Raw genomic sequence first — 22,495 nt, forward strand, 5'->3', positions numbered from 1 at the left:
CGCCGACCTGCGCGGGGACGTGCCGGACCGCTCAGCGGAAGTCCCGCGAGCGCGAGGGAATCCGCAGGGCCAAGGCCTGCAAGCGCTCGGCCCGCAAGCTGACCACGCCCTCCACGTTCTCCAGCACGCCCCGGACCAGCAGCGCCGCGCTGGACCGGGCGATCCGGCGGTACCGGGCCCACAGGCCGGCGGTGCACACCACGTTGACCATGCCGGTCTCGTCCTCCAGGTTCAGGAACGTGACGCCGCCGGCGGTCGCCGGGCGCTGGCGGTGCGTCACGGCCCCGCCCACCAGGACCCGGGCCCGGTCCGGCGCGTCCGCCAGCGCGGCGGTCGTCAGCGCGCCCAGACCGGTCAGGTGCTCCCGGACGAACTGGGTCGGGAAGCTGTCCGGGGACAGGTTCATCGCCCACACGTCGGCCACCGCCAGCTCCACCTCGTCCATGCCGGGCAGCGGCGGGGCCTCGGTGCCCACGGTGGTGCCCGGCAGCCGGTCGGGGCGGATGCCGGCGATCGCGCCCGCCGCCCACAGCGCCGACCGCCGGTCCAGGTCGAAGCACCCGAACGCGCCCGCGGTGGCCAGCGCCTCGGCCTGCGGCGCGGACAGCCGGACCCGGCCGCCGAAGTCCGCCACGTCCCGGTACGGCCCGGCCCGGCGCTCCGCGACGATCGACTCGGCCACCCGCTGCCCCACCGTGCGGACGCCGGCCAGGCCGATGCGGACGGCCTGCTCCCCGTCGACGCGCTCCAGCGCGGCGTGCGGGAGGCTCGCGTTCACGTCCGGGCCGAGCACCCGGACGCCGTGCCGCCGGGCGTCCGCGACCAGTGACTGCGGCGAGTAGAACCCCATCGGCTGCGCCCGGAGCAGCGCCGCGCAGAACGCCGCCGGGTGGTAGAGCTTGAACCACGCGCTGACGAACACCAGGTGCGCGAAGCTCAGCGCGTGGCTCTCCGGGAAGCCGAAGTCGGCGAACGCCACCAGCTTCGCGTAGATCCGGTCGGCCAGTTCCGCGTCCAGGCCGTTCGCCCGCGCACCCCGGTGGAACCGCTCGCGCAGGCGTTCCATCCGGTGCGTGGAGCGCTTCGCGCCCATCGCCCGGCGCAGCTCGTCGGCTTCCGCCGGGGTGAAGTCCGCGACGTCCACCGCGATCTGCATGAGCTGCTCCTGGAACAGCGGCACGCCGAGGGTCTTCTCCAGCGCGTTGGCCAGCAGCGGGTGGTCGTGCTCCCACTCCTCGACCCCGTTGCGGCGGCGGATGTAGGGGTGCACCGAGCCGCCCTGGATGGGCCCCGGCCGGATCAGCGCCACCTCGACCACCAGGTCGTAGAACTCCCGGGGCTTGAGCCGGGGCAGGGTGGCCATCTGGGCGCGGCTCTCGACCTGGAACACGCCGACGGCATCGGCGCGCCGCAGCATCCGGTAGACGTTCTGGTCCGCCAGGTCCAGCCCGCCCACGTCGACCTCGACGCCCTCGTTCTCGCGCACCAGGTCGATCGCGTGGTGCAGCGCCGACAGCATCCCCAGGCCCAGCAGGTCGAACTTCACCAGGCCGATGGACGCGCAGTCGTCCTTGTCCCACTGCAACACCGTGCGGTCCGCCAGCCGGCCGCGCTCGACCGGGCACACCTCGCTCACCGGGCGGTCGCAGATCACCATCCCGCCGGAGTGGATGCCCAGGTGGCGCGGGACGTTCTCCAGTTGCGCGGCCAGCTCCAGCACCGGACCGGGGACACCGCCCCCCTCCACGGCGGTCCGCAGCGGCCCCCACCGGTCGACCTGCCCGCTCCACGCGTCCTGCTGCCCCGCCGAGTGGCCCAACGCCCGTGCCACGTCCCGGATCGCCGAGCGCGCGCGGTAGCTGATGACGTTCGCGACCTGCGCGGCGTGCCGGCGGCCGTACTTCCGGTAGACGTACTGGATCGCCTCCTCGCGGCGGCCGGACTCGATGTCCAGGTCGATGTCCGGCGGGCCGTCGCGGGCCGGGGCGAGGAAGCGCTCGAAGAGCAGGTCGAAGCGGACCGCGTCGACGTTGGTGATGCCCAGGGCGTAGCAGACGGCGGAGTTCGCCGCCGAACCCCGGCCCTGGCAGAGGATGTCGTGCTCCCGGCAGAACCGGACGATGTCGTGCACCACCAGGAAGTAGCCCGGGAAGCCCAGCTCCTCGATGATCCGGAGCTCGTGCTCCACCTGCCGGTACGCCTTCGGGTTCCGCTCGGGCGAGCCGTAGCGGCGGGCCGCGCCCGCGTACGCGAGCGCGCGCAGGTGGCTGTTCTCGTCCTCGCCCGCCGGCACGTCGAACGGCGGCAGCTCCGGCGCGATCAGCTTCAGGTCGAACTGGCACCGCAACCCCAGCACGGCGGCGCGGTGCACCGCGCCGGGGAACCGGGCGAACCGGCGGGCCATCTCCTCGCCCGACCGCAGGCACGCCGTGCGCCCCGGCGGCAGCCAGCCCGCGATCTCGTCCAGGCTCCGCCGCGCCCGCACCGCCGCCATCACCGCCGCCAGCCGCCCGCGCGCGGGCACCGCGTAGTGCACGGCGTTCGTCGCCACGGTCGGCAACCCCAGTTCGTGCGCCATCCCCCACAGCAGGTCGTTGCGCGGCCCGTCCTCGGGGTAGCCGTGGTCGGTCAGCTCCACGAAAACCCGGTCCGCGCCGTACAGCCCGACCAGCCGGCGCAACTGCCCGTACGCCGCCTCCGGCCCGTCTTCGGCCAGCGCCCGGCGCACCGCGCCCTTGCGGCACCCGGTGAGCACCACGCACTCGTCGCGGGTGTCCGCGACGACCTCCTCCAGCGAGTAGACCGGGCGGCCCTTCTCGCCGCCCTCCGCGAGGTGGCCGGTGGTGATGGTGCGGCACAGCGCGTGGTAGCCGTCCCGACCGGTCGCCAGCAGCAGGAGGTGTTCGCCCTCCGGGTCCGGGACGCCGTTCTGCGGCGCGGAGAGCCCCAGGCTCAGCTCGGTGCCGAACACGGTCCGCACGCCGAGCTCCCGGGCCGCCTCGGCGAACCGCACCACGCCGTACAAGCCGTCGTGGTCGGTGATCGCGATGCCGTCCAGGCCGAGCTGCTGCGCCGCCTCCACCAGCTCCTCGGGGTGGCTCGCGCCGTCCAGGAAGCTGAAGTTGGAGTGGCAGTGCAGCTCCACGTACGGCACGCGAGGCCGGGTCGCGCCCAGCTCGTCGACCTTGACCGCGAACTCCGGCGGGGCCTCGTACCGCTCCCGCCGGCGCGTCCACGCCGGGCCGTCGCCGCCGTCCGGCCGTTGGCGGGGCGTGCCGGACGGTGCGCGTTCCAGCTCCGGCCGGCGGACCGGCGGGTTGTTCCGGCCCACCTCAGAACAGCTCGTCGGGCGCGCGGCGCGGCAGCGGCACCAGCGGCGGCCGGCCGAAGCCCGCCGGGCCGGCGGGTTCACCCGCCTCGGGCCGGCCGGGTTCGCCGCCGTGCAGCAGCCAGTCCGCCAGGCCCCGGTAGTCGTCGGGAAGATCTCCGGACATCAGTCGTACACCCCTTCCACCGCCCACTTCCCGCCCGTGCGGATCAGCAGGAACGCCAGCTCTGCCCCGTCCGGCGCGGCACCGAGCACCTGGAGCCGGGCCGCGCGCACCGCGTGCTCGTCGTCCCACCACCGCTCGTCCACCGGCCACGGTCCCGCCCACGCCACGACCTTCCGCGCCCGGCCGCCGTGCACCAGGCGGTGCGGCCGGACGACCAGCTCGGCGTAGCCGGTGACCACGACGTCCGCGCCGGCCTCGTCCACCAGCGTCACCGGCTCCGGGGAGGCGAAGACAGTGGCCGGTGCCGGTGCGGGCAACTGCCCCGGCCACGGCCGGGCCGGATCGGTCGCGGGCACGCGCTCGTCACCCCACGGCACCAGCCGGATCCGCTCCACCGGGCCGCGACCCCCTTGCGGCACGGGGGTGACCACGGCGTCCGGCCCGAGCAGCCCCTGGACGTGGACCATGGCGCGGGCGGCCCGCTCGGCGGCCTCCCCCTGGTCCCGGCCCGCGCCCGACCACAGGCCGAGCTGGAGCGCGTCGGCGTCCACGACCTCCTCCGGGTCGAGCCGGAGGAGGTGCAGGCCGGAGGTGAGCCGCTCGTGGGACAGCCAGCCGTCGAGCTGCCAGCGCACCCGGTCCGCGATGCCCTGCGGCGTCAGGGGTTCCGCGCACCGCCACACCCGGCGCAACCGCTCGCCGGTCTCGGTGACGGCCTGGATGCCGAGCCGGGTGCAGGCCAGCCCGCGATCGGCCAGCACCCGGTGCAGGCGCTCGGCGAGGGCCTTCGCGGCGAACGCGGCGGCGTCGACCCGCTCGACCGGCGGGTCCAGCTCCCGGGTGACGGACAGCTCGGCGGGCGGGCGGCGGCGGACCCTCGGGCGTTCCACCACGCCCGCCGCCAACCGGTGCGCCCGCACGGCGGGCCTGCCGAACCGGCTCGCCACGGCGCGTTCCGGCACGGCGGCGAACGCGCCCAGCGTGCGCAGGCCGAGCCGGCGCAGCAGGTCGACCAGCTCGGCGCGGTCCGCACGGCGCTCGGCGACCGGGTCGAGCTCGCGGATGTCCAGCGGGGCCAGGAAGTCCGGCGTGCCACCGGGCGGCACGACCAGGCCGCGCCGGGCGGCGATCGTCGCGGCGAACAGGCCGTCGGCCAAGCCCACCTGCGCCTCGACGCCCGCGTGCCCGGCGATGTGGTCGACGAGCCGCTCCGCCGCCCGTTCCGGCGATCCGCAGTACCCCACCGGGCCCTGGGCGGCGACCGTGACCAGGCCGGGGCGGACCACCTCGATGCCCGGCGCGAACTCCTCGACGGCCGCCGCGACCGGTTCGAACAACCGGGCGTCGCGGGCGTCGTCGTGGTCGAAGACCACCAGGTCGGGGCACTCGCCCTGGGCGGTGCGCCTGCGCCGACCGCGCCGCACGCCGGCCGCGCGGGCCACCGCCGAGCACGCCACCACCTCATTCGCCCGGACCACGGCGGCCGGGACGTGCGGCGGCAGGGCGGCGTCCGCCGACGCCGCCACCACCGGCCAGTCCGGGCACCACACAGCGAGCGTGTACACGGCCGTCACCTCGTTCCTCGGGTCTGGGTTCGGGGATCGGCCGCGCTCACGAGGGCGGGGCACAGCGGGACCAGGCGCGGTGAGGCCGGGCGTGGTGAGGCCGGGCGCACCGGGTCAGTCCACCGGGACGCCACGGGGCCAGTTGCGGGGCCGGGTCCGGATGCGGGGCGCGGAGCCAGGAGAGGAGCGCGGTCAGCACCCGGCCACCACCGCCGGAACCGGGCGGAGGACCGGACGCGGCGCAGAGGTCGGCCGGCCCGGCAGGGGCAGGGTCGTCGTCCTCTCCCGCGCGGCAGCGCCGCGTCCGGTGGCGTGCACGGTCACCGTGCGGCCGGCGAGCAGCCCGTGACCTTCGGCCAGGCCCTGCCACGGGCCGCAGGAGACCCGCAGCTCGACGTCCGCCCCGGGCCACGGGCCGCCGAACGGCAGCAGGACCGCTTTGCGGTGCCGGGCGCGGGCGGAGAGCTTGCGCGCGGTCGCGGGCGTCACCGGAGTCGCCAGCGACACCACGTCGAACCCGTCCAGCAGGGCCGCGACGGTCCGTTCGACCTCGTTCCGGTCCCCGCCGGGGCGGGGGACGAGGGCGAGGCGGTGGACGGCCACCCCCAACTCGGCCGCCGCGAGTGCCCCACACCGCGGCAGACCGGCAACGGCCGCCCAACACCCTTCCGCTGTCGCCTGGGCCATCAGCGTGAGCAGCAACGATGTTGATTCGCGCACCAACACCGTGCTGCCCCGCCGCAGGCCGCCCCACGGGAGGACGTCCGCCAGTTCCCCGTGAACCGGCAGGACTCCGGCCGGTGCCGTGGCCGACTCGCCTGCCGCGCCTACCCCGAGCGCGACCGACGTCGCCGTTGCCGACCTGGACACCAACCCTCCTCCCACTGATCCGCGCGCACCCCTGTGCGCGGACCGCCGTGGGAAGCCGGCGACCTGTCTGTCGAACAAACGTTCGAACGACACGGTGATCTTATCCCCTCCCGACCACCCGGTGTCAATGGGCACGACCGGGTGACTGGCACACTGCTCGGCGCAGCTTTCCGCGACGCACGGGGGGAACCGTGAACGCCCGACAGAACTGGCCGCACCAGCCCGGTCGAACAGGCCCCGGGCCGACACCGCCGCCCGGACCGCCGGGCTACGGGCCACCTGGACACGGTGCGCCCCAAGGACCTCCGGGGTACGGACCGCCGCCGGGCGCGCCGGGCCACGGACCGCCCGGCGGGTACGGGCCGCCGCCGAAGAAGAAGCGCACCGGCCTGGTCGTCGGACTGGCGGTGGGGGCCGTCGTGCTGATCGTGGGCGGCGTGTTCGGCAAGTTGTACCTGGACTACAGCGGGGAACCCGGCGGCGGACCCGGCGAGCAGCCGATCGCCGGCTGCGAGCTGAGCGCGGAGCTGCGGTCGGCGGCGCACGTGAGCAGCTTCCGGCTGGTGCAGGCCCCGCACGAGGGCGAGAAGGGCCTGAAGCAGACGCACTGCGCGTGGGAGCAGACCAAGGGCCGGGACGGGCGCGACCCGCGCGTGCTGAGCTTCCTGGTCTACGACTTCGCCAAGTTCTCCGACAAGCAGGACCGGAACCTGGAGCAGGCCAAGGGCAACTACTCCGGTTTCACCGGCTACGCCTCCGGCCAGCAGGCCAAGCCGGTGCCCGACCTCGGTGACGAGGCGATCCTAGTCGCGCCGTCCGCGAAGGCGGACCTGACCGAGGTGAACCTGGTGGTGCGCAAGGGCGCGGTGGTGTGGAACATCCGCTACTCGGGACGGGACAAGGGTTTCTTCAGCGACACCGGGTTCCCGGTCGAGGACGCCGAAGCCGTCGTCCGCAAGACCGGCGAGGAGCTCACCCGGCGCTGACCCGGCGGCGGGGGCCGAACACGGCGGTGTGGGGCCCTCCCGGCGAACCGGGAGGGCCCCACCGCGAAGCACGTCAGTGCGCGAAGTGCCGCGTGCCGGTCAGGTACACGGTCGCGCCGGCCGCCTCGGCCGCCGCGATCACCTCCGCGTCCCGCACCGAGCCGCCGGGCTGCACGACGGCCCGCACGCCGGCCGCCAGCAGCACCTCCAGCCCGTCCGGGAACGGGAAGAACGCGTCCGACGCGGCCACCGCGCCGCGCGCCCGGTCACCGGCCCGGGTGACCGCGAGCCGCGCCGCGTCCACCCGGTTGACCTGGCCCATGCCCGCACCGACGGTGGCACCGCCGGACGCCAGCAGGATCGCGTTCGACTTCACCGCGCGGCACGCCCGCCACGCGAAAGCCAGGTCCGCCAGGCCCTCGGCGTCCAGCGCGGTGCCGCAGGCCAACGTCCAGGCGGCCGGGTCGTCGCCCTCCGCCTCGATGGTGTCCACGGTCTGCACCAGCAGCCCGCCGGACACCGCGCGCGCCTCGGTGCCGCCCCGGCTCGGCTCGTCGGCCACCAGGATGCGCACGTTCTTCTTGCGCGACAGCACGTCCAGCGCGCCGTCCGCGTAGGACGGCGCGACGATCACCTCGGTGAAGATCTCCGCGACCTGCTCGGCCAGCTCCACGGTCACCTCGCGGTTGGCCGCGATCACGCCGCCGAACGCGGACACCGGGTCGCACGCGTGCGCCTTGCGGTGCGCGTCCGCGATCGCACCCGGACCGTCCACCGAGGACACCGCGATGCCGCACGGGTTGGCGTGCTTGATGATCGCGACGCACGGCAGCTCGTGGTCCCACGCCGCGCGCCACGCCGCGTCGGAGTCGACGAAGTTGTTGTAGGACATCTCCTTGCCGTGCAACTGCCGCGCGGTCGCCAGGCCGGTCAGCCCGTCGCCCCGGGTGTACAGCGCCGCCCGCTGGTGCGGGTTCTCGCCGTAGCGCAGCACCTGCCGGCGGTTCCAGGTCGCGCCGACCCAGCCGGGGAAGCCGGAGCCCTCGTCGTCGGGGGCGAGCGCGCCGCCCATCCAGGACGCCACGGCCACGTCGTAGGACGCGGTGTGCCGGAACGCCGACGCCGCCAGCGACTGCCGGTCGGCCAGGGTGAAACCGCCCGCCGCGACCTGCTCCAGCACCCACCCGTAGCGCGCCGGGTCCACCACGACGGCGACGCTCGCGTGGTTCTTCGCCGACGCCCGCACCATCGCCGGGCCGCCGATGTCGATCTGCTCGACGCACTCCTCCGGCGACGCGCCCGAGGCCACGGTCCGCGCGAACGGGTAGAGGTTCACCACCAGCAGGTCGAACGGCGCGATGCCCAGCTCGGCCAGCTTCGCCACGTGCTCCGGCCGCCGGGTGTCCGCCAGCAGACCCGCGTGCACGCCGGGGTGCAGCGTCTTGACCCGACCGTCCAGCACCTCCGGGAACCCGGTCACGTCCTCCACCGGGGTCACCGGCACACCGGCGTCGGCCAGCGCCTTCGCGGTGCCGCCGGTGGAGACGATCTCGACTCCGGCCGCGTTCAGGCCGGTGGCCAGTTCCAGCAGCCCCGACTTGTCGGACACCCCGATCAGGGCCCGACGAACCGGTCGCCTCTCGGCAGGAGTGGTCACGGGATGCTCACCTTTCGTCCGTTCACGGTGCAGCCCTCGCGGGCCAGTCGGGCGACCACGTCCACCAGCAGTCGCCGCTCCACCACCTTGATGCGCTCGTGCAGGCTGTCGGCGTCGTCACCGTCACCGACGACGACGGCCTCCTGGGCCAGGATCGGCCCGGTGTCCACACCGCCGTCCACCAGGTGCACGGTCGCGCCGGTGACCTTGACGCCGTAGTCGACGGCGTCGCGGACGCCGTGCGCACCGGGGAAGGCGGGCAGCAGCGCGGGGTGGGTGTTGACCATCCGGCCGCCGAAGCGGGCCAGGAAGGCGGGTCCGAGGATCTTCATGAACCCGGCGGAGACCACCAGGTCGGGCTCGTGCGCGGCGACGGCGGCGGCCAGCGCGGCGTCCCACTCGTCACGGGACGGGTGGTCGCGCAGCTTCACCGCGAAACCGGGCACGCCGGCGCGCTCGGCGCGGGCGAGACCTTCGATGCCGGTCCGGTCCGCACCGACCGCCACCACCCGCACGGGGTAACCGGGGTCGGTCGCGGCATCCAGCAGCGCCTGCAAGAGGGTGCCGGAACCGGAGACCAGGACGACTACTCGCGCGGGGTCCGGAAGCCGGAGTGTGGTCGCGGCGCTCAGCGTGCTTCTCCTTGCTGGGGACTGTCACAGCAGCTCAGGAGCAGCCTAGGCGTTGCCTAGTCGCGCTTGTCGGTCAGGTCCTGGTCGTCGTCCCGGCCGCCGTCCCGGTCACCGTCCGGACCGGGCCCGGACTCGTCGTCGTCCTCGGCCTCCTCGGCTTCCGCCTCGGCCTCGTCCAGCTCGTCCAGGTACTCGGCGTCGTCGTCCTCGTCCTCGAATTCCTCGTCCTCGCCGTCTTCCTCGTCGTCGGCGTCGTACTCGTCCTCTTCGTCGTAGCCCTCGTCGGGCTCGACGTCCTCGTCGGCCCGCACCTCGTCGGCGGGGCCGGTGTCGTCGCCGGCGGCGTCCGGCTCGTCCGGCGCGGTCACCGGCACCCGCACCGGGCGGGCTCCGGCGAACCAGGCCACGATCCCGCCGGGCAGGGCGATCCAGCCGAACGTGAGCACCGCCAGCAACCCGGCCGGGACGGTCACCGGGTCGAACACGCCGTTGCCCAGGCTGCCGCCCGCGATCGCGGCCAGCACCAGCGTGCCCACCGCGCCGGTCACCGCCGCCACCAGCACCGCCCGCAGCCGCGCGCGCGGCGTCTCGGCGGCGTTGCGCAGCGACAGCCCCACCAGCACGCCGATCGCGCCGGGCAGGATCAGCACCAGCGGCAGGGCCGCCGACTGCTCCTCGGGCAGCGCGGCCAGCAGCGGCACCGCCGGCACCGGGCCGGCGGTGAACGCGGTCGGCGCGATGGTCACCGCGCCGATGGAGAACCCGGAGCCCACCACGTACGACATCGCGCCGATCACCGCGTTGGGCAGGTAGGCCAGGCACATCAGCCAGATCCCCAGCCCGCTGCCCAGGGTGCCGCCGCCCTGGCCGAACAGGTCGCTGGTCACCGACCACGACACGACCAGGCCGAACGCCAGCAGCGAAGCGCCCGCCGCGGTCAGCGCGAACAGGCCCATCGCACCCGACTGGAGACCGCGCCGGGCCACCGGGTCGATCCGCTCGAACACCACCTCGACCAGGCCGCAGCGCTGCGCCACCCCGGCCACGGCCGCGACGCCGGACACCGCCGCGCAGCCGAAGAACGCCACGGCGGGCGTCGCGCGCACCACGCCGTCGTCGCCCATCAGGAACGCCACCACGCCGCCGACCACGGCGTGCGCGCCGGCGATGCTGAACACCACGCCGCGCGCCTGCAACGGCTCGAACAGCCCCAACCGGTCCGCCGCCCCGGCAGCGGCCCGCGACACCAGCAGCATCAGCAGCACGGTCGGCAGCAGCGGGAGGACGCCGAGCTGCCCGCCGTCGAACCGCAGCGGCACGTGGTGCGCGACCAGCCAGGCGGGCGCGGACGCGGACAGCACGCCGGTGGTGGAGAACTGGGCGTGGGCGGCGGTGGACGACACCAGGGCGAGCAGGGCCGCCACGGCGGCGTAGCTGACCACCACGGAGCCGGCGGCCGTCGTGGCGAGCACCCGGGCCTGTTCGGCGCGGGAGAACTCGGGTGGGCGCACGGAGTCCGTCACGGCACCGTGCGAAGACGATTGCAGCACCGGCATCTTTCCACTGTCTCAGGAGGTGTCGGCCGTTCGGGTGAGGCACGCCGCGCACGCGAAAAGGGGTGGTGCCGACACGTCGGCACCACCCCTCGCGCGACCCGATCAGCCCTGCTGCTGGCCGCCGAACCCACTGGGCGGCGTGCCGGGCTGCTGCTGCTGCGGCTGTTGCTGCGGCTGCTGCTGGCCGGGCTGGTTGAACTGGCCGGGCTGCGGCATGTACGAGGTCGGCTGCGGCGCGCCACCGGGCTGCTGCGGCTGCACCGGGGCCCCGAACTGGCCGGACGGCGGGCCGTACTGGCCGGGCTGCTGCTGGCCCTGCTGCGGGAACGCACCCGACTGCGGGTTCCAGCCACCCGGCTGCGCCCCGTACGGGTTGGCCGGCTTCGGCTCGAACTTCACGATCCCGGCGTCGAGGAGCAGGCTGAGCACGATCGCCGCGGTCTCCAGCAGCGCGATGATCAGCAGGACGATCGCCATGCCCTTGACGCTGTTGCTGCTCTTGATGATCCCCTGGAGGAGGAGCAGCGTCGGCACGGCCGACAGGACCGCCGCCGCGGGCAGCAGGTTCGGTGCCTTGGGCAGCACGGTCAGGCCCGCCAGCACGGCGGCGGCGAGCAGGTACTCCACAGAGCCGGACGACACGTCGTCGGCGAAGGCGAGCAGGTAGGCGATCAGCCCGAGGCCGGCCGCGACCAGCGGGAGGATGAGGTTCAAGTTGACCCCCACCGCCGGCTGTTGCGCCGGACCCGGCTGCTGCTGAGGGGCGCCGTACGGCACGGACATGGTGAGGTCTCCTCCTCCACCGAAGGACGCTGGCGACGACTGAACGCTAGCCGATGCACACTCTCCGACGACGACCGGACCGGCCTGGTTCCCCCGGATGTGCGCATTGACTCAGGTCGGAATGCCGCACAGGCCACCTCTGCGTCAGGGGTGGCCTGTGCGAACGGGTGAGTATCAGCCGATCGACTGCATGATCTCCCGCATGAGCGCGGCGGTCTCGGACGGCGTCTTGCCGACCTTCACACCGGCCGCTTCCAGGGCTTCCTTCTTGGCCTGGGCGGTGCCGGCGGAACCGGACACGATCGCGCCCGCGTGGCCCATGGTCTTGCCCTCGGGCGCGGTGAAGCCCGCCACGTAGCCGACGACCGGCTTGGTGACGTTCTCCTTGATGTAGGCCGCGGCCCGCTCCTCGGCGTCGCCGCCGATCTCGCCGATCATCACGATCGCCGCGGTGTCCGGGTCGGCCTCGAAGGCCGCCAGGGCGTCGATGTGCGTGGTGCCGATGATCGGGTCGCCGCCGATGCCGATGGCGGTGGAGAAGCCGAAGTCCCGCAGCTCGTACATCATCTGGTAGGTCAGGGTGCCCGACTTGGACACCAGGCCGACCTTGCCCGCGCCGGAGATGTTCGCCGGGATGATGCCCGCGTTGGACTGCCCGGGGCTGATCAGGCCGGGGCAGTTCGGGCCGATGATCCGGGTCTTGTTGCCGGTGGCCACGGCGTGCGCCCAGAACGCGGCGGTGTCGTGCACCGGGATGCCCTCGGTGATCACCACGGCCAGGCCGATGCCCGAGTCGACGGCCTCGACCACGGCGGCCTTGGCGAAGGCCGGCGGGACGAAGATCACGGTGACGTCCGCGCCGGTGGCCTCGACGGCCTCGGCGACGGAGCCGAACACCGGCAGCACGGTGCCGTCGAAGTCGACCTTCTCGCCGGCCTTGCGCGGGTTCACCCCGCCCACGATGTTCGTACCCGAAGCGAGCATCCGCTTCGTGTGCTTGGTGCCCTCGGCCCCGGTCATGCCCTGGACGATGACCTTGCTGTCCTTGGTGATGAAGATAGCCATCGTCAGACCCCCGCAGCCGCGAGCTCGGCGGCCTTGTCGGCCGCGTTGTCCATCGTGTCGACAACGGTCACCAGCGGGTGGGCGGCCTCCGCGAGGATGCGGCGGCCCTCCTCCACGTTGTTGCCGTCCAGGCGGACCACCAGCGGCTTGGTGGCCTGGTCGCCCAGGATGCCCAGCGCCGCGACGATGCCGTTGGCCACCGCGTCGCAGGAGGTGATGCCGCCGAACACGTTCACGAAGACGCTGCGCACGTCCGGGTCGTGCAGGATGATGTCCAGCCCGTTGGCCATCACCTCGGCGGACGCGCCGCCGCCGATGTCCAGGAAGTTCGCCGGCTTGACGCCCCGGTGCTTCTCGCCCGCGTAGGCGACGACGTCCAGCGTGGACATGACGAGGCCCGCACCGTTGCCGATGATGCCGACCTGGCCGTCCAGCTTGACGTAGTTGAGGCCCTTCTCCTTGGCCTTGGCCTCCAGCGGGTCCTCCGCCTGCTTGTCCACCAGCGCCTCGTGGGCGGGGTGGCGGAAGGAGGCGTTCTCGTCCAGCGTGACCTTGCCGTCGAGGGCGACGATCCGGCCTTCGGGGTCGCGGACCAGCGGGTTCACCTCGACCAGCGTGGCGTCCTCGGAGACGAAGGTCTCCCAGAGCTTCACGATCACGTCGGCGACCTGGTCGGCCACCTCGGCGGGGAACTTCGCGGCGGCGACGATCTCGTCGGCCTTGGCCCGGTCGACGCCCTTGACCGCGTCCACCGGCACCTTCGCCAGTGCCTCGGGCTTGGTCGCGGCGACCTCTTCGATGTCCATGCCGCCCTCGACGGACGCCATCGCCAGGAAGGTGCGGTTGGCGCGGTCCAGGAGGAAGGAGAAGTAGTACTCCTCGGCGATGTCGGACGCGGGGGTCACCAGCACGCGGTGAACGACGTGCCCCTTGATGTCCAGGCCGAGGATCGCGCCGGCCTTGGCTTCGGTCTCGTCCGGGGTCTCGGCGAGCTTGACGCCGCCCGCCTTGCCCCGGCCACCCGTCTTGACCTGGGCCTTGACCACGACGGTCTGACCGAAGCGCTCGGCGATGGCCTTGGCCTCGGCGGGGGTGCTCGCCACATCGCCCGGCAGAACCGGGACATCGTGGGCGGCGAAGAGGTCCTTCGCCTGGTACTCGTACAGGTCCACTCGGGTCTCCTGCGACGTCGGTGTCGGACGCCGCGTCCTGGTGCGGTCCTCGATAGGTCCGGCGCTCCAGGCCGGGGCCTGGTTGCCCACACGTACCAGGCATCACCTGGAACGCCGGCACAGCCGTGGGGGGACCGGCTCGACGCGGCTGCGCAGAACACTATCGACCGGGGCGGACCAGTCCGCACCCCATACCCGTGAGGTCGGTCATAAAGGTGGTGAGGTCGATCACCACACCGATTCAGCATCACCCGTTCCAGCGATAACCGCACCCACCCGGGTGATCATCGGACGATGGGACCGCCGCCCTTCCGGCGCTGCTGGCGACACCGGGTGGAGCGGGCCGCCGGTCGGCGGGACTACGAGCGCGCGGCGCTCAGGGTCGCGGCGATCAGCAGGGCGAGGGTCGTGGCCAGGGCCAGCCACAGGGCCGGGCCGGGCGCGGTGCCGGCCACCCGGGACTCGCTCAGCGGGTACTCCAGGGCCCGGGTCGCGGTCACGCAGGCCGCGCCGAACAGCAGCGCCGCGCCCCTGGCCGGGCGGGAGACCAGGGCCAGCCAGACCGCCCCGAGCACCGCCACCAGCGCGATCAGCAGCCCCCACGAGCCGACCCGCAGCCCGAACGCGGTGATCGGCACGTAGCCGGGGGCCTCCAGCACCGGCAGGGCGAACGCGCCGAACGCGAGGAGCGCGGCCACCAGGCCCACCGCGAGCAGCGGCAACGGCGGGGGCACGCGTTCCGCGCCCTCCTCGTCCCGCTCCACGGCACCCGCCAGCGCGGCGGTGATCGCCGCCGCCGCCGCGAGCACCACGGCCAGCGCGGTGAACCAGACGCCGGCGGCGGGTTCGACGGACGGGACGCGGGTCGCGTTGAACGCGGCGTCGAGCGCGAGCCCGGCGGCCAGCGGCACGGTCGCGGTGGCCGCGATGAACGCCGGCCGGGCCTTCGGGAGCAGCGCGAGCAGCGCCACGGCGACCGCCGCCGGCCACAGCAGGCGGGCGGCGTAGTCGGTGGGCGCGGCGACGCCCGGCACGTGCAGGTGGTCGGTCAGCGCGCCGAGTGCGGCGGCGGCACCGGCCGCGACGCCCAGCGCGGCGGTGATCAGGTGCAACCGGCGGCGGCCGGGCAGTTCGAGGGCGTGCTCCGTCGTCTCCGCCGTCGACCGCACGAGCGCGGCGGCGGCGGCCAGCACCAGGAACGGGCCGGGCGTCACGTCCACCTCGTCCACGGCGAGCGCCGTCACGAGGCCGGGCGCGGCGACCGCGACCAGCACCGCGGCGAGGCCGAGCAGACCGCCCCGGCGCGCGTCGGCGTCGGCGGAACTCGCCGCGAGCACCGCGAGCACCGGCACGGCCAGCAGCACCAGCAGACCGCCGACCAGCGGCAGCGGCGGCGCGTCCAGCGGGCCGGCGGCCGGGATGAAGGCGTCGGAGGAGGAGTAAGGAGCGGTGAACAGGCCGACGGCCGCGACGACGCCCGCCGTGGCGGGCAGCCCGAACCGCTGGGACCGGTCGCCGTCCTGGTCCGCGCCGGTGGCCGCGAGTACTCCCGCGACGAGCGTCAGCACGTGCCCGGCGAGCAGCAGCCACGCGCCGGCCGTCGGGGTCGGCGGGATCAGGCTGTCCGGGCGGAACAGCTCGGGGCGGGCGGCGATCAGCGGGTCGGCGACGACCTGGAGGTCGGCCAGGAACCGGCCGACCGCGAACACGCCCGCCGGCACCAGCACGGCGGCGGCGGTGACCTCCTGCCCGCGACGCAGGAAGTAGCCGGACACCCCCGCCGGGAGCAGCGCCAGCACCGCCAGCAGGGGCCACGCGGGGTAGGCGGGTGGAGCACTGCCGTCCACCACGGAGATCGCGGGTCCGATCGCGCCGCACAGACCGCCCGCCGCGGCGAGCCCGACCACGAGCCGGATCTTGGTGTGCGCCGGGGACGTCAGGTCAGCGGTTCGCGTCATCGGGGGCGACGCTAGCAGGGCGCGCACCGGGCACCGGGAGTGTCCGGGGTCGGCGGTGGGTAGTCCCCGCCCGTGCCCGACTCGCCTGCCACCAGCCCCCTGGACGACGTCGGTGCGCGGCCGTCCGGGTGGGCGGGAGCGGGCTTGGACGCGGTCCGGGCCGTGGCGGGCACGGGCGCGGTGCTGCGGAACGTGACCGGGGGCGCGGGTGACGCCTTGCGGAACGTGACGGGGCTGGTCGGCGGCGCGGTCGACGTGCTGCGGGGCGTCGCGGAGACCGGGGCCGGAATGGCCGGTGGCGTGGCCGGGTTCGCGCGGGCGGCGGTGACGCCGGGCGGCGCGCGCGGGGTCGCGGTCGAGGCGGCCTGGTGGGCCGCGCGCACGGCCCTCTACCCCTGGGGCGCGGTCGGGCGGCGGCTCCAGCCCGACGGGCACCTGAGGCACCACCGGACCGACCGGCTGCCTCCCCGGAGGCGCGGCCTGGTTGTTTCGGCCCTGGAAACGGCGGGCACCCCGATCGTGTTGGTGCACGGCATCGGGGACAACCGATCCGCCTTCGCAGTGCTGTCGGGGGCGCTGCGAAGGCGCGGGTTCGGAGTGGTGCACGCCGTGAACTACGGCGTGCTGACGGCGTTGACCGGCGACGTCCGGCGCTCGGCCGCCCTGCTGGGCGAGCACGTGGAGCGGATCTGCGAGCAGACCGGGTCCGACCGGGTGCACGTGATCGGCCACTCGCTGGGCGGCCTGATCGCCCGCTACTACGTGCAGCGGCTCGACGGCGACGCCCGCGTCAAGACGCTGGTCACGCTGGGCACCCCGCACGGCGGGACGCTCGCCGCCTACCTCTTCCCCACACCGCTGACCCGCCAGCTCCGTCCCGGTTCGGAGCTCTTGTCCGAATTGGCCGGACCGTGCCGTCCGTGCGGCACGCATTTCGCGGTGGTGTGGAGCGAGATGGACCAAGTGGTGGTCCCCCCTCGGCACGCCCGGTTGGAGCACCCCTCGTTGCGCGTGGAGGAGTACCGGATACGTGATTCAGGTCACCTTTCGCTCCTGGTTGACCCTCGCGTTGTGCAGGCGGTCGTGACTGCCGTCACCCGAACGGACGACGCTACAAGCCACCCCATCGTGCCTGTACGTGAGGGGTTTAGTAGCTCTGATGTGACTTAGGGTCACCACTCCCACGGCCGGTCCGAGCGCCCGGCGCAATTCGGTAGACAACGTCGCCGGGGATTGCCTTCGAGTCTTCCGCCCCGTTACTGTCCCCCGGTCCGTTGTCACGGTCTGGTCACAAGCGAAATAACGAGCCGGTTCCCCCGATTGGCTCAACCCGGGATCCCCCGCCCGGCGTCGACCAGACTCCCCGAAGACGGAAGGCCAGGTTTTGTCTTCTCGACACCGCTCCCCCGGCGGCCAAAGCAGTACCGACGTGCTCGAAACCGCGGTTGCCCGCACCGCCACACGTGATGTGGCAGCGCACCGGCTACCACCGCCGCCCTCGGCGCTGCGCGGCCGGATCGTGGTCGCCGCGGTCGCGGTCGGCGCGTTCGCCGCCGCAGGCGCGGGGCAGACGCTGCACGCGCTGGGCTCCGGCTCGGACGCTCCCGCCACCGACGAGGTGACGCCGCTCGCGGCGGCCTCCGAAGGCGCTGCGGCGTTCGGCATCGGTGGCTCCGGCCCCGCCGCTCCCCACGTCCTGCCGGTTTCCAAGAACGCGGACCCCGCGGCCGAGGCCCAGAAGCTCACCAAGAGCGCCCGGATCTCCGAGGACCGCGAGGCGGCCGAGGCCGAGGCCAAGCGCCCCAAGTACTCCCGGCCCGCCAACGGCGACTTCACCTCCGGTTTCGGCGGTCGCTGGGGCACGATGCACAACGGCATCGACATCGCAGGCCCGATCGGCACGCCGATCCTGGCCGCCGCCGACGGCGTCGTGATCGAGGCGGGCCAGGCCAGCGGCTTCGGCCTCTGGGTGCGGGTCGAGCACCCGGACGGCACGATCACCGTCTACGGCCACGTGGACACCTACTCGGTCCGCCAGGGCCAGCGCGTCCAGGCCGGCGAGCAGATCGCCCGGATGGGCAACCGCGGCTTCTCCACCGGCCCCCACCTGCACTTCGAGGTCTGGAACCCGGGCGGCATGAAGATCAACCCGCTCGGCTGGCTGAACGCCAAGGGCATCAGCGTCTGATCCCGGCCCCGATCCAGGCCCGCAGCGGGCCTGATCCCGGTCTGACGCCGGTCCGGTCTGCGCCGTGCGCGCCCCTGCCTCCGCAAGGCGAGCGCGCTCCACACGGCGAACCCGGCACGCGGCGGACACGAGCACGCGGACACGAGCACAGAGAAAGGCCGGGTCGCTTCCGCGACCCGGCCTTTGCACTACCCCCTTGACCGCCCCCGCGGCGTTCCCCTCGCGCTTCCACCGCCCCCGACGCGGCTTCCACGTGGTGTCCGCAAGCGGCTCTCCCTGCCCGGAACACCCCGAATGCCCCGGTCATCCCGCTTGTGACATCCCTTAAGACGCCCGTGGCCCGTCCTGGTTGCGCAGGAGTTCCGGATCACCGCGAAAGGGTGAACTTCAGGCCGCCCCGGTCCGTGCGTCGTACGCCTCGCGCGCTGCCCGCACCTCGTGCTCGTGCTCGTCCGCCCAGGTCACGAGGCCGCGCAGGGTCACGTGCAGGGTCACGCCGAGCGGCGTCAGCGCGTAGTCCACTCGTGGCGGCACGGTCGGGTGCACGGTGCGCAGCACCAGCCCGTCCCGCTCCAGTTGCCGCAGTGTGACGGTGAGCACACGGCGGCTCACGCCGTCGATCTCGCGCCACAGCTCGGCGAACCGGTGCCCGCGCTCGGCGAGGTAGGCCAGGACGAGCACGGACCACTTGTCCGCGACCCGGTCCAGGACCCGGCGGACCGCGCAGTCCGAGCGGGTGTCCCACTGGCGCGGGTCGTCGCCGGTTTCCCCGGAGTAACCCGGTGACTTGAAAGTGCCGTCTTCCACGGTTCCCGATCCTCCCGCAGGGTTGCATGCACATGCAAGGACAAAGGGGGAGCTGTGGCGACAACGCAACCGGCGACCAGGTCGATCGGTCGCGAGTGGGGTCTCCTGCTGGTGCTGTGCGGCGCGATCTTCCTGGAGGGCGTCGACGTCTCGATGATGGGCGTGACGCTGCCGTCCATCCAGGAGGAGCTGGACCTGTCCGCCGGCGCGCTCCAGTGGGTGGTGAGCGCGTACGTGCTCGGCTACGGCGGCTTCATGCTGCTCGGCGGGCGGGCGGCGGACCTGCTCGGCCGGCGGCGGGTGTTCCTGTTCTGGCTGGCGGTGTTCGTGGTCTTCTCCGGGCTCGGCGGACTGGCCCAGGACGGCTGGGTGCTGATCACCGCCCGCTTCGTGACGGGCCTCAGCGCCGCGTTCCTCACACCGACGGGTCTGTCCATCATCACCACCACGTTCGCCGGCCCACGCCGCGATCAGGCCCTCCTGGTGTACGGCGCGGCCGGTGCGGCCGGCTTCTCGCTCGGCATGGTCGTCGGCGGCCTGCTCACGGCGGTGGGCTGGCGGTGGGTCTTCTTCGCGCCCGTCGTGCTGGCGCTGCTGCTCCTGGTGGTCGCGGTGCAGGTCCTCCCCCCGAGCGCGGAGCGGGTGCGCGGGCGGTTCGACGTGGCCGGCGCGGTGACCGCCACCGGCGGCGGGGTGCTGCTGGTGCTGGCCATCGCCGAGGGCGTCTGGCCCGCCCTGGTCGGCGGGGTGGCGCTGCTCGCGGCGTTCGTGGTGATCGAGCGGCGGACGGCGGAACCGCTGGTGCGACTGGGCATCCTGCGCTCGGGCGACCTGCTCCGGGCCAACGTCTCCGCGCTGCTGTTCGCGGCGGCGTTCTTCGGGTTCCAGCTCGTCGCCGTGCTGTACCTCCAGCACGTCCTCGGCTGGTCCGCGCTGGAGACCGGCCTGGCCCTGCTGGTGGTGGGCGTCGACTCGGTGCTCGCGCCGACCCTCACGCCCCGCCTGGTCGCCCGGTTCGGCCTGCCCCGGGTGATCACCGCGGGGCTGCTGCTGGCCGCCGCCGGGTTCGGGCTGTTCCTGCGGCTCGACCACGGCTGGGGCTACTGGGAGCTGTTCCCGACCGCGCTGCTGCTCGGCCTCGCCTTCGCGTTGGCCTACGGGCCGCTGACGATCGTTGCCACGGACGGCGTCGCGGACGCCGAGCAGGGCCTCGCGGGCGGGCTGCTCAACACGTCGTTCCAGTTCGGCGCGGCGCTCGGCGTCGCCGGCGTGACGGCCATCGCCGCCCTCGGCGGCACACCGCTGGAGGGCTACCGGCTGGCCGCGCTGTTCCCGGTGGCGGCGGCGCTGCTGGCCGCCGTCACAGCTTCACGAGGGGTACCCCGCCGATCAGCATGAGCCGGACCTTCCCCGCGCTGCCGAAGTCGATCGTGGCGGTGGCGCGGGGACCCGAGCCGTCCACCGCGACGACGCTGCCCAGCCCGTACTTGTCGTGGGTGACCCGGTCGCCCACGTCGAGCTTGAGCGCGGGCGTGTCCTTCCACTGGCTGCTCGCCGGCGCGGGCCGCGCGGGGCCGTCCGAGCGGCGGCCCCACGTGGTCGCGGTGGACGGCGCGGAGCGCTTCGGCTCCACCCGCCGCCACTCGACCAGGTCGGCCGGGATCTCGTCCAGGAACCGGGACGCCGGGTTGGCCGACGGCTGGCCCCAGGCCGAGCGCACCAGCGCCCGCGACAGGTAGAGCCGCTGCCGCGCGCGGGTGATGCCGACGTACGCGAGCCGGCGCTCCTCGGCCAGCTCGGTCGGGTCGCCCAGCGCCCGCAGGTGCGGGAAGACGCCGTCCTCCCAGCCGGTGCCGAACACCACCGGGTACTCCAGGCCCTTCGCGGTGTGCAGCGTCATCAGCGTGACCACGCCGTCGGACTCCGCGTCCGGCACCTGGTCGGCGTCCGCCACCAGCGACACCCGCTCCAGGAACGCGGCCAGCGAACCCGCCGCCGGCAGGCCCTCGTCCTCGTCCTCGGCCGGGGCGTCCGCCGCCGCGCCCAGGTCGGTGAACTCGCGGGCCACCGTGACCAGCTCGTTCAGGTTCTCGACCCGGGTGTGGTCCTGCGGGTCCTCGCTGCCCTCCAGCTCCGCGAGGTAGGCGGTGCGGTCCAGCACGGCCTCCAGCACGTCGGCCACGTCGTCGCCGCGCCCCACCAGCTCGCCCAGCTCGTCCATCAGCTCGACGAAACCGGAGATCGCCTTCTGCGAGCGGGGGTTGAGCAGCGGCACCTTGCCGCGCACGGCCTCCCGCAGCGCCGCCGCGAAGCTGATCCGCTCCCGCTCGGCGTGGGTCGAGACGCACGCCTCGGCGCGGTCGCCGATGCCGCGCCTGGGCACGTTGAGGATGCGCCGCAGCGACACCGTGTCGTCCGGGTTCGCCAGCGCGCGCAGGTACGCCAGCGCGTCCCGCACCTCGCGCCGCTCGTAGAACCGGACGCCGCCGACCACCCGGTACGGCAGGCCGAGCCGGATGAAGATCTCCTCGAACACGCGGGACTGGTTGTTGGTGCGGTAGAACACCGCGATCTCGCCGTTGGTCGCGTCGCCGCCGTCGACCAGCCGGTCGATCTCGCGCGCCACGAACGCGGCCTCGTCGTGCTCGTTGTCCGCGACGTAGCCGACGATCTTCTCGCCGTCGCCCAGGTCGCTCCACAGCCGCTTGTCCCGGCGGTCCGGGTTGCGCGAGATGACCGCGTTCGCGGCGGTCAGGATGCGCTGCGTAGAGCGGTAGTTCTGCTCCAGCAGGATGGTCGTCGCCTGCGGGTAGTCGCGCTCGAACTCCACGATGTTGCGGATCGTCGCGCCGCGGAAGGCGTAGATCGACTGGTCGGCGTCGCCCACCACGCACAGCTCGGCGGGCGGGATGCCGCCCGCGCCGGTGCCGACCAGCTCGCGGACCAGCGTGTACTGCGCGTGGTTGGTGTCCTGGTACTCGTCGACCAGCACGTGCCGGAAGCGCCGGCGGTAGTGCTCGGCGACGTCCGGGAAGTTCTGGAGCAGCTCGACCGTGCGCATGATCAGGTCGTCGAAGTCCAGCGAGTTCGACTCGGACAGCCGGCGCTGGTAGCTCTCGTAGACCTCGGCGACGCGGCGCTCCAGGTCGTTGGCCGCCCGGGCCTTCGCCGTCTCGACGTCCACCAGTTCGTTCTTGAGGTTCGAGAGGTGGATGGCGAGGGTGCGGGCCGGGTAGCGCTTCGGGTCCAGGTCGAGGTCGCGCGCGACCAGCGTGATGAGCCGCCGGGTGTCGTCGGAGTCGTAGATGGAGAAGCTCGACGACAGGCCGAGGGTCTTCGCCTCGCGGCGCATCACCCGGACGCACATGGAGTGGAACGTCGACACCCACATCGACCGGGCGCGCGCGCCCACCAGGTCGGCGACCCGCTCCTTCATCTCGGCGGCGGCCTTGTTGGTGAAGGTGATCGCCATGATCTCGCCGGGGTGCACCCCGCGCTCCCCGAGCAGGTGCGCGATCCGGCGGGTGAGCACGCGGGTCTTGCCCGAGCCCGCGCCCGCGACGACCAGCAGCGGCGAACCGGCGTGCTCGACCGCCCGGCGCTGGGCCGGGTTGAGGTCGTCCAGCAGCCGGGAGGACCGGGAATCGGGGGGACTTGGCGGCAAGTCGAACAAGGCGCTCATCGTGGATCCACGTTACCCGCTACCCCCGACAGGACTCCGCGCGATCCGCCGGCTGTGGCATGATGGGTCCATGCGCTCGG

Annotated in this window: 17 protein-coding genes; 4 read left to right on the forward strand and 13 right to left on the reverse strand. The window is 73.8% G+C overall.

The features are described 5' to 3' along the window. Positions 1–31: 31 nt before the first annotated feature. The 4 genes from AB0G01_RS07000 to AB0G01_RS07015 all read right to left on the reverse strand — a co-directional run bounded on the left by AB0G01_RS07000 (position 32) and on the right by AB0G01_RS07015 (position 5,929). Positions 32–3,331, reverse strand: a complete 3,300-nt coding sequence (locus AB0G01_RS07000) for an error-prone DNA polymerase (protein WP_360940577.1) — start codon at positions 3,329–3,331, stop codon at positions 32–34. 1 nt (position 3,332) lies between these two features. Beyond that, positions 3,333–3,494, reverse strand: coding sequence for a hypothetical protein (locus tag AB0G01_RS07005; RefSeq protein WP_360940579.1), 162 nt, complete (start codon positions 3,492–3,494; stop codon positions 3,333–3,335). After that, on the reverse strand, positions 3,494–5,068 hold the full coding sequence (locus AB0G01_RS07010) for a DNA polymerase Y family protein (RefSeq protein WP_360940581.1): 1,575 nt from the start codon (positions 5,066–5,068) through the stop codon (positions 3,494–3,496). The genes AB0G01_RS07005 and AB0G01_RS07010 overlap by 1 nt, the downstream gene beginning before the upstream one ends. 183 nt (positions 5,069–5,251) lie before the next feature. Next, entirely contained in the window at positions 5,252–5,929 is a 678-nt protein-coding gene (locus AB0G01_RS07015; RefSeq protein ID WP_360940583.1) for a hypothetical protein, read from the reverse strand. A gap of 191 nt (positions 5,930–6,120) precedes the next feature. Between AB0G01_RS07015 and AB0G01_RS07020 the strand changes: the two genes are divergently transcribed. Next, entirely contained in the window at positions 6,121–6,915 is a 795-nt protein-coding gene (locus AB0G01_RS07020) for a hypothetical protein (RefSeq protein ID WP_360940585.1), read from the forward strand. Between the two features lie 73 nt (positions 6,916–6,988). Here AB0G01_RS07020 and purH read toward each other — a convergent pair whose 3' ends face one another. The 7 genes from purH to AB0G01_RS07055 form a co-directional block, all read right to left on the reverse strand. After that, a complete protein-coding gene (gene purH / locus AB0G01_RS07025; protein ID WP_360940587.1) occupies positions 6,989–8,572 on the reverse strand; it encodes a bifunctional phosphoribosylaminoimidazolecarboxamide formyltransferase/IMP cyclohydrolase in 1,584 nt (527 codons plus the stop codon). Further along, entirely contained in the window at positions 8,569–9,204 is a 636-nt protein-coding gene (gene purN, locus AB0G01_RS07030; protein WP_360941262.1) for a phosphoribosylglycinamide formyltransferase, read from the reverse strand. Before purN ends, purH begins: the two co-directional genes overlap by 4 nt. Before the next feature lie 56 nt (positions 9,205–9,260). After that, positions 9,261–10,727: a DUF6350 family protein gene (locus AB0G01_RS07035; RefSeq protein WP_360940589.1), complete on the reverse strand. Its 1,467-nt coding sequence runs from the start codon at positions 10,725–10,727 to the stop codon at positions 9,261–9,263. Positions 10,728–10,862: 135 nt separating this feature from the next. Next, positions 10,863–11,543 (reverse strand): DUF5336 domain-containing protein, encoded by a 681-nt coding sequence (locus AB0G01_RS07040; RefSeq protein WP_360940591.1) that lies wholly within the window; start codon positions 11,541–11,543, stop codon positions 10,863–10,865. Positions 11,544–11,717: 174 nt separating this feature from the next. Continuing rightward, positions 11,718–12,608 (reverse strand): succinate--CoA ligase subunit alpha, encoded by an 891-nt coding sequence (sucD, locus tag AB0G01_RS07045; RefSeq protein ID WP_360940593.1) that lies wholly within the window; start codon positions 12,606–12,608, stop codon positions 11,718–11,720. A 2-nt stretch (positions 12,609–12,610) separates the two neighbouring features. Next, positions 12,611–13,780: an ADP-forming succinate--CoA ligase subunit beta gene (gene sucC / locus AB0G01_RS07050; RefSeq protein ID WP_360940595.1), complete on the reverse strand. Its 1,170-nt coding sequence runs from the start codon at positions 13,778–13,780 to the stop codon at positions 12,611–12,613. Between the two features lie 359 nt (positions 13,781–14,139). Next, the gene (locus tag AB0G01_RS07055; RefSeq protein ID WP_360940597.1) at positions 14,140–15,738 is read right to left on the reverse strand and encodes a hypothetical protein; all 1,599 of its coding nucleotides are present in this window, start codon (positions 15,736–15,738) and stop codon (positions 14,140–14,142) included. A 72-nt stretch (positions 15,739–15,810) separates the two neighbouring features. Here AB0G01_RS07055 and AB0G01_RS07060 point away from each other — a divergent pair, with 72 nt between their 5' ends. Both AB0G01_RS07060 and AB0G01_RS07065 read left to right on the forward strand, forming a co-directional pair. Continuing rightward, positions 15,811–16,908: an alpha/beta fold hydrolase gene (locus tag AB0G01_RS07060; protein WP_360940599.1), complete on the forward strand. Its 1,098-nt coding sequence runs from the start codon at positions 15,811–15,813 to the stop codon at positions 16,906–16,908. A gap of 259 nt (positions 16,909–17,167) precedes the next feature. After that, positions 17,168–17,926 (forward strand): M23 family metallopeptidase, encoded by a 759-nt coding sequence (locus AB0G01_RS07065; RefSeq protein ID WP_360940601.1) that lies wholly within the window; start codon positions 17,168–17,170, stop codon positions 17,924–17,926. A 387-nt stretch (positions 17,927–18,313) separates the two neighbouring features. On the opposite strand, the gene AB0G01_RS07070 is transcribed toward AB0G01_RS07065, so the two are convergent. After that, positions 18,314–18,733 carry a helix-turn-helix domain-containing protein gene (locus AB0G01_RS07070; RefSeq protein ID WP_360940603.1) on the reverse strand — a complete coding sequence of 140 codons (420 nt, stop codon included), beginning with the start codon at positions 18,731–18,733 and terminating at the stop codon, positions 18,314–18,316. 54 nt (positions 18,734–18,787) lie between these two features. Between AB0G01_RS07070 and AB0G01_RS07075 the strand changes: the two genes are divergently transcribed. Further along, a complete protein-coding gene (locus AB0G01_RS07075; RefSeq protein ID WP_360940605.1) occupies positions 18,788–20,131 on the forward strand; it encodes an MFS transporter in 1,344 nt (447 codons plus the stop codon). Here AB0G01_RS07075 and pcrA read toward each other — a convergent pair. Further along, the gene (pcrA, locus tag AB0G01_RS07080; protein WP_360940607.1) at positions 20,094–22,415 is read right to left on the reverse strand and encodes a DNA helicase PcrA; all 2,322 of its coding nucleotides are present in this window, start codon (positions 22,413–22,415) and stop codon (positions 20,094–20,096) included. The two genes, AB0G01_RS07075 and pcrA, sit on opposite strands and share 38 nt — an antisense overlap. Positions 22,416–22,495: the final 80 nt, after the last annotated feature.

The sequence above is a fragment of the Actinosynnema sp. NPDC023587 genome, assembly GCF_040640215.1.
Lineage (GTDB): Bacteria > Actinomycetota > Actinomycetes > Mycobacteriales > Pseudonocardiaceae > Actinosynnema.

Bases quoted from the DNA above. Each gene is read 5' to 3' on its own strand.
- pcrA (WP_360940607.1), bottom strand. From the start codon at position 22,415: ATGAGCGCCTTGTTCGACTTGCCGCCAAGTCCCCCCGATTCCCGGTCC.
- sucD (WP_360940593.1), bottom strand. From the start codon at position 12,608: ATGGCTATCTTCATCACCAAGGACAGCAAGGTCATCGTCCAGGGCATG.
- AB0G01_RS07055 (WP_360940597.1), bottom strand. From the start codon at position 15,738: ATGACGCGAACCGCTGACCTGACGTCCCCGGCGCACACCAAGATCCGG.
- AB0G01_RS07040 (WP_360940591.1), bottom strand. From the start codon at position 11,543: ATGTCCGTGCCGTACGGCGCCCCTCAGCAGCAGCCGGGTCCGGCGCAA.
- AB0G01_RS07005 (WP_360940579.1), bottom strand. From the start codon at position 3,494: ATGTCCGGAGATCTTCCCGACGACTACCGGGGCCTGGCGGACTGGCTG.